The sequence below is a fragment of the Lacticaseibacillus zeae subsp. silagei genome (assembly GCF_030770335.1).
GTDB lineage: Bacteria > Bacillota > Bacilli > Lactobacillales > Lactobacillaceae > Lacticaseibacillus > Lacticaseibacillus zeae.
The window spans coordinates 622,053-638,149 of sequence record NZ_CP132484.1; the positions used below are offsets into that span (position 1 = coordinate 622,053).

Here is a 16,097-nt window from a genome sequence, read left to right on the forward strand (position 1 = left end):
CGGCTTCTTTTAAAAGTGAAAAAATGCAAATTTTTCACTGCCTAAACCGCACTAATTCTTAGCGGTGATCGTTATCATGCGCGGCTGGGGGAAGTTTTTTCGCCCCGGTGCGATAGTGGAAAAAGTAGTGCAGGCAGACCAGTACCAAGAAGATCACACCGACTAACAATGAGATGCTGGTTTCGGGATTGAGCAACATGAAAAATAAAGTGAACGCGAGGAAAATAAGTGTGAGATAATTGCTGTAAGGTGCGAATGGCATTTTAAAAGGATGGTCAGGCATTTTATCGGCGTGAACCTTGCGGAAGCGCGTTTCACTGACGAGAATGACGACCCACGGCACCATGCCCGGTAAAACGCTGGAGCTATAGACCAGCACGAAAACATTCTTGGCGGCAGGGGCCACATAAGGCAGTAAGGCGTTTAAGATGACGCCGAGTAAAATGCCGGCGCCAACGGAAACGACCGGGTAAAACGGCACGCCATGACGATTCAGCTTAGTGAAAATTCGCGGCAATTGTTTAGCATCAGCCAAGGTGTACAGCATCCGGCTGGCAGAATAGATGCCTGAATTCGAGCCGGACAAGGCAGCCGTGATGACGACGAAGTTAATGAGGGATGCCGCAAACGTGATTCCGATTTTGGCGAAGGTCTGCACAAACGGTGATCCTAGTGTGTTGAGCTGATCCCATGGGTAAATTGCCACGATGACAAAAATTGCGCCCACGTAGAAAATAAGGATTCGGCCAATCGTATCTTTGACCGCCTTAACAATCGTCGGCTTGGGATTAGCCGCTTCGCCTGCCGTGATCCCGATGAGTTCCACGCCTTGGTAAGAACCGAGCACAATCGATAAGGCAAAACAAAAGCCCTTAAAGCCGCCGGTGAAGAAGCCGCCGTGGGTCCATAAGTTACTGATACCCACGGGATGGCCGCCATTACCAAGACCAAATAAAATGACGCCGAGTCCGGCAACGATCATCAAAATAATGGTAACAACTTTGATGAGTGCAAACCAGAACTCCAATTCGCCAAACATTCGCACCGAAATCAGATTGGCTAAAACAAGGAAGGTGATCGCTACGAGCCCAGGAAGCCATCCCGGCAGCCCGGGCCACCAGAATTTAAAATATTCACCAATGGCAATCATTTCTGACATGCCCACGACCACGAACTGGAAAATGTTACTCCATGCGGTTAAGTAACCAAAAAGCGGGTGCATGTATTCGCTGGCAAATTTGGCAAACGAGCCAGTTGCCGGATCGACATACAGCATCTCACCCAAGGCGCGCATGATGAGATAGAGAAAAAGGCCGGCAACAATATACGCAATCAGAACTGATGGCCCGGTCCATTTAATTGTTGCACCGGCACCCATGAACAGGCCTACGCCGATGGTACCGCCAAGCGCAATCATTTGCATATGGCGTCCGCTAAGTTTTCGTTGCATGTTGATCTCCATTTCTTTCATCTAGTGGCATACAGAAAAAGACTATACAAGAAAAGTCTAGTTTGCGCAAACAAGTGAACGCAAAATGCAGACATTTTTGAAACCGGCATGCATTACATTTGTAAGTATAACGCTTGCTGTTCCAAATCATGTTCGTTCGTCCTCGTTTGCGGTAAACTAGTACCGAATCATTTAAATTTAAGTAGGATATGAGGAAATATTTTGGATAAAGATAATAAGTTAAAAACTTCATTAAATGCTTATATGGCAAAGCATCAACTGAACACCAACGCCACATCCGTTGCCATCGGCGTATCCGTGCCGACGTTACGCAAAGCCTTACGCGGTGAAAAAGTCAGCCGCAAGACGACGGCCAAGATTGAGAGCATCATTGCATCAGGCAAAGTGCCGGCTGGTGCAGCTACCACCAAAACGACCAAGAAAACTGCTGCCAAAAAACCAGCAGCCAAACCGGCGACCCGCAAAACCGCTGCAAAGGCGTCAGCAACGTCAAAAGCGGCAGCTAAGCGAACTTCAACCGGAACCGTTGGACGTCCGGCACACAGCCAAGCCAACTCAACGAGTGCATCGGCAACCAATCACAGTCAGTCAACGACCCAATCGGCTACTAACGCACAGGAAAATGCAGCAAGCACGCAACCAAAGCGTCGGACAACAACACGGGTCAATCGCGCAATCGTGACGGCGCGGCAAGCTAACCGGACAAACAATCAGCATCAAAACCAGGCAACTAACTCACAAGCACCAACCGAGCAGCCGACCACAAGTAAGCGGCCGTCAACTCGGAACCATCGTTTTACCATTCGGCAGCAGCCCGATGTTGCGACCCAAGAGGCTCAGGCCGAAGCAAAGAAGCATCAGGCACAAACGAACAGTCAGTCTGTTGCGGCTTCGACGAAACCGGCCGAAACCGATGAACGGCACGAAACAACGGCGCGGCATACTAAACAGCACACGCCAACCGGTAAAACCGAGACGTTCCGGCGTAATAGCAAGTCTGAACACGAACCGGTTCGAAACGAACGGCGTAATGTGCGGACCGATCGTAACAAGCCAAATAGCACCCGACGTCCAGGGCGGCCTAAGCAGAATCGATTTGCGGCCAATGCCGATCCGCAAAACTGGCAGCCAATGACGCAATCGGTTTCTACCAGTGCGTCGCAGTCAATGACCAGTCAAGACGCAACCAGGCAACATGTGCCGGCTGTGGTCAATAAAGTTGAAACTCATACACCAAGCGTCATCCGTTCTTCGTCAAATGAGCGCAATGGCGCAACTGCAAGTAGTACGAGCAACAACACCTCTGCGACCAACGCCACCAGCCAGCGGAATCAGCGTGCCAGTTATGGTATGCATACCGAAGCGCCATTGGTCACTGGTAAGCAATTGCAGCTGTTCATCGATGAAAGTTTTGAAGAACGGCGGCCGGATCCGCGCATGATGCATATGGGAATTGCAGCTGTTTTCCCGGAAGGTGACGATGAAAGTCTTGCCGGTTTTCGGGATGCCCTTTACCCGTACGGTTGGGAGCCCGGCGATGAAGTCAAGGCGCGCGGCAAACAAGTCGATGCACTGACGCAATTGATTAAAGCGGCCAAACATGAGCATATGGGGATGTACACAGTCTTTTCACGCAAAACGACTTATCCTGATTTTGCGCCGTCAATGGAATATCTCTATCCGTATATCGGCGCAACGATTCATGTGCTGCGGGATGTGGATACCACTTTTGACAGTATCGTGATTATGATTGACCATCGTAACGAGCTGGAAGGCAATCAGCTCGTGATGGGGGCCGATATTGTCAGCCGCTATCTGACGTTGTCACTGGAACGGCCGATCAAAGTTCGCTTTGAGTTTGCTGATTCGCGTGAGCATCTTGGTTTGCAATTGTCTGATTTTGTTGCTAATGCGGCTTTGCGCTTAAGTCATGATGAACTCAGCCTGATTGGGATCAATCCGATGCCTGAGCTTGGTGTTTCGCAGCATGACCAACTTGTGCGCCTGACATTGCTTGGGTTGCAGCAAGTCGTCATGGGCGTTCGTGCAGAGCGGGCCGCAACCCCGTCGAAGCACTCACAGCCTGATCGGTTCATGCAACTGATTTTCGATGCCACGTATGCGGACTCGGATCGGGTTCGCGGTGCGTTGCCGGTGGTTAAAAATGCCTTGGAACAGTTGATTGATGTCTTGCCAAATGCTCGCGTCGGCCAAATTTCTGGCATGCCGAATCAAAGTTGGTACGACATGACGGCACGAATGGCTGGCCTGTTGCGGTATATCAATAAGGACCCGAAGCCGTATGGCAAAGTTTTGGCGAAAATTGAAAGTGTTGCCAAGACGGCTGCGGATGAGCTGGAAATGGCGTTGGATTCTGACTCAAAGGCTAAGCGTTAAAGTAAGGCTAGGAGTTTTATGCCGTGCCAAACTCCGCAATCTCCGGCCGGATGGGGCTGGAACGTGGTGGGCACGACTTTGAACCCGCAAAAACCGCGGTTTCAAAGCTCGGCCTTGGTCTAAAACGGGAAAACCACCCGTTTAAGACCAACTTCACAACTGAGCCCCATCTGGCCTACGATTGCTCCGCTTTGGCACTACAGAAGTTTTGTGCCGACCTTTATATTTCGATCGAAAATCATGTCGCAGTTACGGTAACAGTTCATAATCGCCTTAAAGCAAAACGGTTCCGGAAAGATGATGATAACCTCATCTCCCCGGAACCGTTTTTTTGCATGCACAGTCACACGATAAAACTATCCTGATTTTTCAGATAGGTGATTTCGTCAAATGTGATGCGGGTTTGTAGGCGTTGCATGATGTCGCGGTTTAGCTTGCCGTCTGCAAATGCCTGCTGGATAAATTCATATTCAGCGTGGAAGGCTTTTAGGAACATGGCGTAGAGGATGTCGCCGTCGAAGGAATCGGAGTGAACCCGGCGATGGCGATCGCGGTAAAAACGGCGGATGGTGTTGACGGCACTGCGGTTTTGGACATTTTCGATATGCGTTAGATATTTCATCACCGCATCATATCCCGCCTGCTCAATTGGCAGAAGGTCCTCACCATGCGCAGTGAACTGCCGCTTCCAAAAGATTGGCTCAAGGTTAAGCGGCGTAGTCAGAAAGGCATTTTGGGCTTCATTAAAAGCCTTATACATGCGCCCCATGTTAATGGAAAAGCGGATTCGCAAAAACAGGTTTTTCCATAAGCGCTGATCAGCCGTGAAATCATTTAAGTCGATAAACCGGTTATAATAATACGCCTCATCTTTTGTAATCGTTCCGTTTGCGCGCAACGCTTCAATCGCTGCCTTTTCCGCCGTAATGGTGCCTTCAAAAATGCTCCGTTGCAGCCGGCGCGATGGATTGTCGTTTAGAATCATTTCCTGCGATAAAGCATCGGCGACGATCTGGGCTTCACTGTGATGTTCGGTTTCGTCGCGCATGGCATCGATACCAGCCGACAACATGCGTCGCAGCCAGATATACTGGCGATTGCGTTTTGGTTGTTTAGGCACGCAGAATGGTAACACAATCACCGGCACAATCAGGCTCAGCAGGATGACCACCGCGGCAATCAGGATCAAACCTTGACGCAACGCAAATTCGTGCCCGTTAATCGTCCGTGGCATCGAAAAAGCCAATGATAACGTGATGGTCCCGTTTGCGCCGCCCAGCATCATGATCAAGGCATTGCGCCACCGATTTTTCTTGCCGATGCGTAACAGCGTGCGGCTCCAGAAGAAGCGAACCAGTGATTTTGCCGCGTAAATGAAAACACCGATTCCCACGAGCAAACTGAATAGGCCGGCTTGGCCGCGTAAGGCTTCGATGACAACATTCGGTAACGATAAGCCTAACAGGACAAACACCAATCCGGACAAAACCGCCGCAATCATTTCCCAGACATTGGCGCTGATAATCTGCATGCGGGCGCTGGTCAGCCGTAATCGGTCACGCTCAACACCTTGCGCAATCCCGGCCGCCACGACTGCCAAAATGCCGGAAAGGGCCAGCTCTTCAGCCAAAAAGTAAACCAGCAACGGTGTCAGCAGTTGAATACCGACCATAATAAGCGGTTCATCGTCACCGATCCGAATTAACCACGCTCGGAGATTGACGATCAAGGTGCCGATAATCGCACCAACTAAAATGCCGCCAAAAAAGACAAACAGAAAGTCCAACAACGCATCGGTTGCCGATAACCTGCCGGAAACATAGGCGGAAAGGGCCAGGTCAAAGGCAACAATGCCCGCCGCATCGTTGAACAGACTTTCATTATTTAACAGCTGCATCTGGCTGTCACTCAAAGGGTTCGTTTGCGCAACGGCACTGACTGCCGATGCGTCGGTAGGCGTGACAATGGCGATCAAGGCAAATGCCAAGCTGAGCGGAATAACCGGGAAAAGGGCATGGACGCTAAAGCCTAAAATGATGACCGAAAACAGCACCAAACCAACCGCTAGCGACACAATGTTGGTCAATGATCGGCCAATCTGGAGTCGTGATGCATTTTGACCTTCGTTAAACAGCAATGGGGCAATGATGGCGAAGGAGAAAACCGATGGATCAATGGCAAAGTTCCGCAACGACGGCATGATGGCTAACGCTGCACCAAGGCCAATCAAGAAGAAAGGTAGGGGAATCTTAGGAATATGGCGGGCAAGCAGATTGCCAACAATCACGGTGGCCAACATAATGCCGAAAATAACGACCTGACTCAAAGCAATCCCCCCTTAGAGCGTGAGCTGGCGCGCTTAGGAGTCGGAGTGTAAGTGGCCTTGGGCGTGATGGCCCGGACTCAGGCCATTGCGACCAAGGCCCTTACACGCAGACTCCTGCGCCAGCGAACGCGTTTTCACCGGTTAACCTGATTTGATGCCCCAATTTTAACACCAAATTTATAAAAACACTGATTGCTAGCTCGTTGCAGTGGATGTCGGATATCAGGTAAACAAAAACTGCAGTATCTCAGCATCAATGTAAGGATTCTGATGCAAGCTACTGTGGTAAGCTCCGATTGGTGTTCCGCGGTAAATGTAAAGGGATGTGGAAACGCCGGCTGCTTTAAGCTCTTTTTCGTACCGCTTGACGCCAGCAAGACTGACTGCCCAGTCGCCTTTTGCGCCGAAGATCTGGCCGCCAATGACGAGGGTTTGAACGGATTTAGGAAAATGTGCCAGTTGCGACGTGGGATCGCGATAAAATTCGCTGGCAAACGAGATATATTTGACCACTTGCGGTTGGGCGTCAGTGTGTTGCGCCGTCAGATACCGAAAGCTGAGGTTACTGCCCATGGAATGGCCGACAAGGTTAACCCGCTTAACCTGATGCTTGGTACGCAGCCAATGTAGCAAGGCGGTGAGTTGCCGGGTTTCTTTGACCGGTGCCTTGGCATCTTCAAAGACAACGCTGATAAGCGGATTTTTTCCGTCATAGCGCTTGGCACCTGTCACTGTGCGTTTCCCGGTGGCACTGATTTTAATGGTCGTGACTTGATTAGTGGCGTGATCCTTCTGAAATCGGCTGACCATGGGCCCAAATGTCAGGCTATTACTCCCGTAGCCCGGTATGAAAACCGTGACGACGTTGGTATTGCGATAAGTTCGGGCGTGGATCGGTCGGCTGCCAATTTGCCACCAAAGCCAATAACCGCCAGCGGCCAACAATAATAAGCTGAGTACAGTTTTTCCTAACCAATGATGACGTTTTGGTTGTTTGCGTTTCATGATGCACCAGCCTCCTGAGCGTGAGCATGGCGAGTAGACGATAATAAAAAAGTTGGGCGCCGTGGCCTTACAATGACGGTGCCAAGCCTATTTCGATCCCTGCAAAAATGAGCCACGCAAAACTGGACGATTATTGCGGGCCTGAAGCTGTCGATGGTTATCCGGGAAAAGTTGCTGAAAACGTTGGCGTTGTTGAGGACTGATCGTGATGGAGGTTTGATCGATGACATACCAAGTGACGCCTTCAGTTAGCGGTGGCGTGGTCAGTGAGCCGAGGTAACGAAAGACCGTCCCTTTTGGCGGCAGTAAACTGTTGAGTTGCAGTGCTACTGGCTGCGAGCTCCGGGCCACGAAATGATCAAGTACGCTGTCCATTACCGGCATGCCATCGCCCAACGGTAATAAAACCGCCACGACGCAAAGTGCGCCAATGGCCGATTGATGCACAAAATGCCATTCTGCGGCGCGTTGATTGACGGTTTGGTGTTCTGCCGGCACATGCAGATGCGCCTGAATAAAGTGCCATTGGGTCTGGTCGATCTGCGTAAGCCCATGTCCGGCTAAGCGGATGGTAACGTGGTCGTCAATTTCCTGATCTGCCAGCCACGGGGCCAAAACGGTTAACGTCGAAGTATCCGCAGCGGTGGTTTCGCGCAGGTCAATCGGGGACTGTTGCTGGCCAAAACCATTCGGCCAAGTATCTTGATGGTGATAGTCTAACGGTGGCATGTCACGCTAATTCCTTTCGTCGCATCGAATAGATGAATGGTCTCAAAAACAGGCTCTGCCAAAGCAAAACCTGTTTTTTCTCGTGAGCGAGGTGAGTTGGATTGTTAGTGAGAGGTCAGACTAGTCGAGCAGCTTAACTGCCGTTCCATAAGCAACAACGCTTTGCATGTCGCCGCCGATTGAACCGGAGTCAAACCGCATCATGACAACAGCATCACCGCCAGCTTTACGAGCTTCATCACGCAGCCGATCAATCGCTTTTTCCCGTGACTCATGCAGCATGTTGCTATAAGCTTTGATTTCGCCGCCGACAATATTTTTTAGCCCTGCGCCGATGTTGCTAATCACGTTTTTGGACTGGGTGGTTAAGCCGAAAACTTCGCCGATAATTTCATAATGCTTACCCGGAATGTTCTCGGTGGTTGTAATCAAAATGTCTTGTGCCACAATAAAACCCGCTTTCTTTATTAGAATGAGTGTCAGGTGATTTGCTATAGCCGGTTGCAAAATTTATGTACATCGCCATGCTGCCGAGTGTGCATAACCAGCATCAGATTACCACCCGGGCATGGTGATCACAAGTAAAACAGCCGCTCAGACAACGTAGAAGACATCATGGGGAAGAATTATCTTCAATGCCACTCAGCAAGTCCGGCATTGTTTAATACTAAAACACCTTCTTTGGAGAAAAATAAGTTTTAAAAAATTGGGTGGTGAAAAAATCACAAACGTTAACAAGCAAAGGCACCCATATCAAAGACTTAAATTGCTTATTATACAATAAAAAGTAACGTCTGATAGTTCATAAGTAAACTTTATAATTGACTTTATGAAATATCAATGATATAAAATGATTGTCTATAGAAAATGCTGAGACAATTAAAGAGGAGGACTTTTAATGGCACATACGATTGCGGAAGTAGATGCGCACCATCACCACAGCCTTGCCTGTGGCCACACCAAGCTATTGCACGGTGATCACGTTGATTATCTCGAAAATGGTCATCTTCATCACCCGCATGAAGACCATTTTGATGAGGCTGTGATTCCCGTATCCGCCACTAATCCTGATGGTGAAAGTCCGATTGTTGAAGGTGAGTTGCATGATCAATATTGCGGTCACGAACAAGTACCGCATGGTGATCACATTGATTATTTGGTTAATGGTCGGTTGCAACATGTTCACGGCGATCATGTTGACGATCACGGGCCGGTGGATGTGGTCAACTGATATATCAGTTGACAAACAAGTTGCATGCAAAAAAACCGCGGTTAGCGTGACCGCGGTTTTTAATATTCGCATTTTCAGATGATCTAAGCACCACTTCTAAGTCAATTGTTTGATCATCAGGACGAAAATAAGTTTGATCATTCAGAAACTTTGATGACAATCCGGCCTTCATGCCGCGGATCATCGAGCAGTTGATGGCCTTTGATAAAACCTTCGCGGGTAAATGGCAACACGTAGCCGACTTGGACAGTCAGTTTTCCTTGCGCCATTAAATCAACAAGCGTTTGCAGCGCCCGACCGACTTCAGAGCCGCCGAGTGGTCGCGTATGCACGAACCGAACGCCGCGACTTAGCAGGGGTTCTGTGTGGCTAACCGAAACGATCAGGCCACCGTCCTTGGCCATTTCAACGTCGTCATCACCGCCGAGACCATTCATCGCTGCATTAATCACGACATCAGCCGTTTGCCGTAGCTCATCGACAGGATTGCCGCGATCGTACGCGACAAAATGTTCGACTCCAAGGCGGTTGACCTCGGTTTCATGGCGGCTGGCGGCGATGCCGATCACGGAAGCGCCGCGCTCAACCGCCAGCTGGATTGCAGCAGAGCCGACGCCACCAGAAGCACCTTTTACAATCACCGTATCGCCGGCTTTAATTTTACCGAGTTCGACCATGCGATAACCGGTGACGCCGGGGGTAATCAGCGCAACGCCGGTTTCCGCAGTGATGGCAGCTGGCAATAAAACGCTCATGTCCGCCGCTGCGGTCACGATTTCGGCATACGCGCTGGTGGTTCGGGCAATGACGCGATCGCCTTCGCTAAATTGCGTGACGCGACTACCCACTTCACTGACGATCCCAGCGACATCATAACCTGGCACCGTCAAGCCGCTGCCGCCCATTTGCCGTGCGATCCGATCTCGGTTGTTCAAGCCGATTGCTTCGGTTTTGATTTGAATTTCCCGCGGACCCGGTTGCGGTGTCGGTAATTCAATCGCATCAATGACTTCCGGACCGCCTGCCTCGCTAAATCCATATCCGATCATATTCTTTTCTCCTTTACGATCATTGTGCACTTCCCAGCATGGTTAAAAAGCTTGGCTAGGAAGCACGGTATGCCAATGTTAAACTAGCGGCATTTTAACCATGATTAGGAAAAAAGACAATCAAAGTGCCTTGAAGTGGTTAAGGAAAGGTGAACGGTTACAGGCGGTGCCCTCTTAATCAACCTTTTTACCGCACGTCAATCAGCGATCATCCTGATGCGGCCGCGGATCGAAACCATGGAGTTGCCCCTTAAACTCATCCGGAAATGAACTGACAGGTGTGTGGTGTTCCCAGCTAGCCGCAACCTCTTCATCGACTGGTTCGGCGTGTTCACTGTAGTCCAGGCCCATTTTTTCAGCGGCAGGGGACACGCGGATGCTGACGAAGCGAGATAATACAATGGTAATGATGGTGACCATTGCTCCAACCAGGATAATGACAATTACCGTGCCGGCCAGCTGGATCAGCAGCAGATGCCAGCCGCCATTATAGGCCAGACCGGCGTGCGCAATGTTGGGCGCGACCTGCTTGCTGGCGAAAACACCGGTCAGGATGCTGCCGACAATCCCAGCCACACCATGACAGCCAAATGCGTCCAAGGTATCATCGATTCCGAGGCGCGGCTTGATTTTGCTGATAAACCAGTAGCTGGCTAACGTTGCCAAAACCCCGATGCAGGCGGCGCCAAAACTCGTGACATAGCCAGTTGCCGGCGTGATGCCGACCAGTCCGCACAAAGCACCGGTGCAAGTGCCAATCAAGGTGGGATGTCCGGTTTGCCAGATGTCGAGACACATCCAGGTGACCAGCGCTGCCGCCGCGCCGACCGAAGTTGTCAAGGCAGCGGTCATGGCAGCTTGATTCACACCCAGCGCAGACCCGGCATTAAAGCCATACCAGCCGATCCATAAAATTGCGGTTCCCAGCAACACCCAAGGCCGATTGTAGGGAACCGTATGTTCATCAGTCCGGCGTCCGAGAAACGCTGAAAGGGTCAGTGCCGTGATCCCGGCATTAATATGGATCACCGTCCCACCGGCAAAATCGAGAACACCGAGACCTGCCAGCAAACCATCTGGACTCCAAATCAGATGCACCAGCGGATAATAAACCAGCAATGACCACAAAACGATGAAGCAAGTCAGAAATTTAAAATGCATTCGCCCGACCACCGCACCGACAAACAAAGCCGGCGTGATGATCGCAAACATCATCTGGAAAAGAATATAAACCCCGGTCGGAATCCGCGCCGCCGTGACCGCGCCAAGCGAAATGTCACTCAGGAAAAAATGGTGCACCTGACCGATGACGCCAAATAGATTACCGTTAAAACTCAGTTCGTAACCAACGGCGACCCACAATAAAATGGCAATGCCGGTAATATAAAAGACCGAAAGCATGGTATTAATCACGTTGCGTTTTGAAACAAGCCCACCATAAAAGAAAGCTAGCCCTGGTGTCATAAACCAAACCAGCACACTTGCAATGATCACAAACCCTGTATCGGCTAAATTCATCTGTGCCACCCCGTTCATCTTGAATGGTGGTATTGTAGCACGGGTTTTTGCCGAAGCAGGGTTAGGCCATCTAGCATTTATCTAGACCAATGTTCGGCTGGATTATAACCTTGCCGATGTTAAAGGATTCTCTGGGTTGCAAAAAATTATTTTCTGCGTTAGGTTATGTGACACCAGAACTTGACGGTTAGCGTGAATGATCGATTCTTGATTTATTGGTCTATATATGTTTGTGGGTGAAAGAACGAAATCGCTAGGAAAGTAGCTGGGGCATAATTCACAACGGCAATATAAAACGAACATACTCCATTGGGAAATTGTGAGTATGTTCGCTATTTGTTTCACTAAAAGTAATTCGTTAGGGACGGCGATATGTTAGTGCCAAGGCGGAGCAATCGGAGGCCAGATGGGGCTCAGCAGTGGAAACAACACAGCGACTGGGCTTGTCGCTGATGTTGTTAGGCGACTTTGAGATCGCGGTCTTTGCGAGCTCAAAGCGCCGTCACAGCGTTCCAGCCCCATCTGGCCGGAGATTGCGGAGTTTGGCACGACCCGGAACAGATTGCCTGAACCTTTTCTGTGTCGTTCGGGATTTATTAAACTGTTAATGCTTTTACGGAATTATGGTTCAGCGTCTGATAACAATCAATGTGCTCGTTAAGCGTTAGAAATCTTAAAGCTCACCATCTGCAATCTGCCCAAGAACGGACTTAGACGGAATAAAGAACAGCTCACCAGTCAATGGCGTCGAGAAGTCGAGCAGGCGGTCGGAGTTATCGAACATGCCTTGCAACATTCGCTTGGTGACGGCCCAGTGGCGGGCGTAACCGATGAAATAAGTACCGTTGATTTTTTCGGCAGGATTGCTGAAGGGAACGTTCATGCGCACGATCTTATGCTCCACGCCGCCTTCGTTGTCCTGAGACACAACGTTGTGCGAGTTAACCAGTTTTTCCTCATCAGCTAACTCAAAATCATTGAACTTCTTGCGACCGATGGCTTTTTCCTGGTCTTCCGTTTTGAGCTTGTTCCAAGCATCGAGGTTATGTTGGTATTTCTGGGCAAAAGCATACGAACCATTTTCAAACGCAGGGTCTTCATCGCCGATCACCGCGTATTCCGGTGTGTCCAGTGCGCTGGGATTTTCCGTGCCGTCTACAAAGCCGATGATGGCGCGGCCTTCAAAGTAGCGGAAGCCATGGGTTTCATCAAGTGTGACCGTGTTGTCGCCGATGATTTCCATGATTTCGGACATCAATTCAAACGGTACGGCGGAGTTTTGTGACCGGATATGGAAGAATAGATCCGCCGGGGTGGCAACCGCGGTGTATTTAGGGCCCACGATTGGCTGGAATTCTTCTAACTCCTTTGGTCGTTCGGCATCAGGAAAAAGATAATCCCACGCCTTCCGCGAAAAGCCGAAAGCCGTTGCCAGTTTTGCATCAGGATAACGAATATTCAGACTGTTAATGAAGGCCGGCAGATGATCCGCCAAATCGGCAATCATCTCCTTGTCGCTTGCAACGTCTTCCCGTTTAAGATCAAATGTTGCAAAAATAATATCCGACCCTGCATCTTTATACACATCCTGTACATCCCGTAAATCAATTGCCATTCTTTCTCCTCCAAACTAGAATCATTTTAATCTGGTTTTAGTGTAGCATAGCGGGTAGGGATTGCAACGATTTTCACCTGGACAGGATGATTTAGTTAAGCAGCTGTATTGGCAGTCGTGAAGGCTGTCAGCGGCCGCTATCATTGAACTTTTTTCGTTAAACGTCCACGCAGAGTCGGGGGCCCCATTCGTGCGTTTTAAACCGTTGCCATGGGTGGTAAAGTAAGAACAAAGGTTGTGATGTTTTGACAATGACAATAATGGATCAAGTTGAACTCGTCATTCGACTGCTGGTCGCAGCGTTTTGCGGGTTTGCCATTGGGTTTGAACGCAAAAATCGCTTTAAAAATGCCGGTATCCGAACGCACATGATTGTCGCGCTGGGGTCGGCATTGATTATGATTGTTTCTAAGTATGGTTTCTTTGATATTTTGAATTTGAAAAATATTGCGTTGGATCCGTCTCGTGTCGCGGCGCAGATCGTCAGCGGTGTCAGCTTTCTTGGTGCCGGCGCGATACTGGTGCGGCACAACAACGTCAATGGCTTGACGACCGCTGCTGGTGTCTGGACCACGGCTGCCGTTGGGATGGCCATTGGTGCCAAACTGTACATCCTCGGCTTGTCGGCGACGGCACTTGTCCTCTGCATTCAGGTGGTTCTGCATCACCATTATCGTTGGCTGCCAAGTGGCGACAATGGCGTTTTGACGATTCGAATTCGCAATGAAGGCTTTGATATGGAACACATGCGTCAGACGCTTGGCAAGTATCACATCAAAGTCTTGAACGTCTCCATCAAGCATGAAGGCGATGAGGTGAAAATGAGCCTGCATGTCGAAAGCAGGGCCAACGAAGATATGCGGCGCTTGCTGATGTTTTATGCCGACAACCCTAATATTATTTCTATCGAGTTTTAGCCGGTCAGCCGAACTGAGAATGTTTGACGAAACAGCGTTATTTGTGAAACCCGCGATAATCTGATAATATATGTAGAAATCTTTTAAGCGAGGTATGAAATTGCTCACAGTAAACAATGTTTCGATGACGTTCTCGGACCGGAAGCTGTACGAAGACGTTAACCTGAAATTCACGCCCGGTAATTGTTATGGCATTATTGGTGCCAACGGGGCGGGAAAATCGACTTTTCTCAAAATTCTTGAAGGCGAACTGACGCCGACAACCGGATCTGTCAGTTTGTCACCTAACGAGCGCATGAGCAGCCTGAAACAGGATCACTTTGCGTTCGATGACCAGACCGTCATGAACACTGTTTTACAGGGGTGGGAACGCCTATACCAAGTGATGACGGAAAAAGACGCGCTATACGCTAAAGCGGACTTCAGTGAAGCAGACGGTAACAAGGCTGCCGAGCTTGAAGGTGAGTTTGCAGAAATGGACGGCTGGAACGCGGAAAGCGACGCGTCTCAATTGTTGCAGTCGCTGGGTATTCGGGAAAGCGAACATCAGAAACTTATGGCCGATCTGCCTGAAGGGGAGAAGGTCAAGGTGCTTTTGGCGCAAGCGCTGTTCGGTAAGCCGGACGTGCTGTTGCTGGACGAGCCGACAAACGGTCTTGATCCCCAGGCAATTAGCTGGTTGGAAGACTTTTTGGCGGACTATGAGCATACCGTGTTGGTTGTCTCCCATGACCGGCATTTTCTAAATGCGGTTTGTACCATGATGTGTGATGTTGATTTTGGCAAGATCGAGCTTTACGTCGGGAACTATGACTTTTGGAAGCAGAGTTCCGAGTTGGCGTTGCAGCTGCAGAGTCAGGCCAATGCCAAAAAAGAAGAACAAATCAAGCAGCTGCAGGAATTCGTTGCCCGCTTTTCGGCTAATGCATCTAAGTCGAAGCAGGCGACGTCGCGTAAGAAGCAGCTTGAAAAGATTACTTTGGACGATATTCGACCGAGTTCCCGCAAGTATCCGTATATCAAGTTTGAACCTGAGCGGGCGATCGGGAACGATTTGTTGCGGGTTGAAAATGTTTCCAAGACGATTGACGGGCAACAGGTGCTGAAAGATGTCAGTTTCATTTTGCGACCAGGCGATAAAACCGGCATCATCAGCCGCAGCGATGTAACCGCAACGGTGTTGATGCAGTTGCTGGCAGGTGAACTGGAGCCGGACAGCGGCACCATTACCTGGGGTGTCACGACTAGCCGCGCGGCGATGCCTAAGGATTTAAATCCCGAGTTTGATCACGCTGACCTTAATATTCTGGATTGGTTGCGTCAATTTGCGCCGCAAGATGAGCAGGATAATACGTTCTTGCGCGGGTTCCTCGGGCGGATGCTTTTCTCCGGCGATGAGGTGCTTAAGCAGTTGAATGTCTTGTCTGGTGGCGAAAAGGTGCGATCGTATCTGGCGAAGATGATGCTAAGTAAGGCCAATGTGTTGATCATGGATGATCCGACTAACCATCTTGACTTGGAAAGTATTACTAGTCTGAACGATGCGTTGATTGATTTTAAGGGTTCCGTGATTTTTACCAGTCATGATCACCAGTTCATCCAGACCATTGCGGATCATATCATCGAGGTCGGGCCACTGGGTGTTGTTGATCGGGCTGACACCAGTTATGACGAGTTTATGCAGCATGAGACGGCGCAGAAGCAAGTGGAAGCCATTTATCCGGAGTCGTTGCGGCAGGCTTAGGCAGTTTGTTCCGGGACGTGCCAAACTCCGCAATCTCCGGCGGTTTGGGGCTGGAACGCTGTGGGCACGACTTTGAACCCGCAAAGTGCGCGGTT

Annotated in this window: 12 protein-coding genes; 4 read left to right on the forward strand and 8 right to left on the reverse strand. The window is 49.9% G+C overall.

Annotated features, from left to right (window positions below):
- Positions 1-58: 58 nt before the first annotated feature.
- Positions 59-1,450, reverse strand: coding sequence for an amino acid permease (locus tag LACZS1_RS02930; RefSeq protein ID WP_070652088.1), 1,392 nt, complete (start codon positions 1,448-1,450; stop codon positions 59-61).
- 222 nt (positions 1,451-1,672) lie between these two features.
- Between LACZS1_RS02930 and LACZS1_RS02935 the strand changes: the two genes are divergently transcribed.
- Positions 1,673-3,868 carry a DUF3800 domain-containing protein gene (locus LACZS1_RS02935; protein WP_070652089.1) on the forward strand — a complete coding sequence of 732 codons (2,196 nt, stop codon included), beginning with the start codon at positions 1,673-1,675 and terminating at the stop codon, positions 3,866-3,868.
- A gap of 343 nt (positions 3,869-4,211) precedes the next feature.
- Here the strand turns inward: LACZS1_RS02935 and LACZS1_RS02940 are convergent, their stop codons facing one another.
- The 4 genes from LACZS1_RS02940 to LACZS1_RS02955 form a co-directional block, all read right to left on the reverse strand.
- Positions 4,212-6,194, reverse strand: a complete 1,983-nt coding sequence (locus LACZS1_RS02940; RefSeq protein ID WP_306402899.1) for a cation:proton antiporter — start codon at positions 6,192-6,194, stop codon at positions 4,212-4,214.
- Between the two features lie 222 nt (positions 6,195-6,416).
- The gene (locus tag LACZS1_RS02945) at positions 6,417-7,199 is read right to left on the reverse strand and encodes an alpha/beta fold hydrolase (protein ID WP_070652091.1); all 783 of its coding nucleotides are present in this window, start codon (positions 7,197-7,199) and stop codon (positions 6,417-6,419) included.
- 87 nt (positions 7,200-7,286) lie between these two features.
- Positions 7,287-7,928 carry a carbonic anhydrase family protein gene (locus tag LACZS1_RS02950; protein ID WP_070652092.1) on the reverse strand — a complete coding sequence of 214 codons (642 nt, stop codon included), beginning with the start codon at positions 7,926-7,928 and terminating at the stop codon, positions 7,287-7,289.
- A gap of 120 nt (positions 7,929-8,048) precedes the next feature.
- Entirely contained in the window at positions 8,049-8,375 is a 327-nt protein-coding gene (locus LACZS1_RS02955; protein WP_047107266.1) for a heavy metal-binding domain-containing protein, read from the reverse strand.
- A gap of 451 nt (positions 8,376-8,826) precedes the next feature.
- Between LACZS1_RS02955 and LACZS1_RS02960 the strand changes: the two genes are divergently transcribed.
- The gene (locus tag LACZS1_RS02960) at positions 8,827-9,159 is read left to right on the forward strand and encodes a hypothetical protein (protein WP_010493422.1); all 333 of its coding nucleotides are present in this window, start codon (positions 8,827-8,829) and stop codon (positions 9,157-9,159) included.
- 137 nt (positions 9,160-9,296) lie between these two features.
- Here LACZS1_RS02960 and LACZS1_RS02965 read toward each other — a convergent pair whose 3' ends face one another.
- From LACZS1_RS02965 to LACZS1_RS02975, 3 genes are all read right to left on the reverse strand, one after another.
- Entirely contained in the window at positions 9,297-10,208 is a 912-nt protein-coding gene (locus LACZS1_RS02965) for a quinone oxidoreductase family protein (RefSeq protein ID WP_070652093.1), read from the reverse strand.
- A gap of 201 nt (positions 10,209-10,409) precedes the next feature.
- Entirely contained in the window at positions 10,410-11,726 is a 1,317-nt protein-coding gene (locus LACZS1_RS02970) for an ammonium transporter (RefSeq protein ID WP_070652094.1), read from the reverse strand.
- Between the two features lie 673 nt (positions 11,727-12,399).
- Complete coding sequence (locus tag LACZS1_RS02975) at positions 12,400-13,341, reverse strand: Dyp-type peroxidase (RefSeq protein ID WP_010493433.1); 942 nt, start codon at positions 13,339-13,341, stop codon at positions 12,400-12,402.
- A gap of 251 nt (positions 13,342-13,592) precedes the next feature.
- Here LACZS1_RS02975 and LACZS1_RS02980 point away from each other — a divergent pair, with 251 nt between their 5' ends.
- Positions 13,593-14,258, forward strand: a complete 666-nt coding sequence (locus tag LACZS1_RS02980; RefSeq protein ID WP_070652095.1) for an MgtC/SapB family protein — start codon at positions 13,593-13,595, stop codon at positions 14,256-14,258.
- 100 nt (positions 14,259-14,358) lie between these two features.
- On the forward strand, positions 14,359-16,002 hold the full coding sequence (locus LACZS1_RS02985; RefSeq protein WP_049171015.1) for an ABC-F family ATP-binding cassette domain-containing protein: 1,644 nt from the start codon (positions 14,359-14,361) through the stop codon (positions 16,000-16,002).
- The last annotated feature ends 95 nt before the right edge of the window (positions 16,003-16,097 follow it).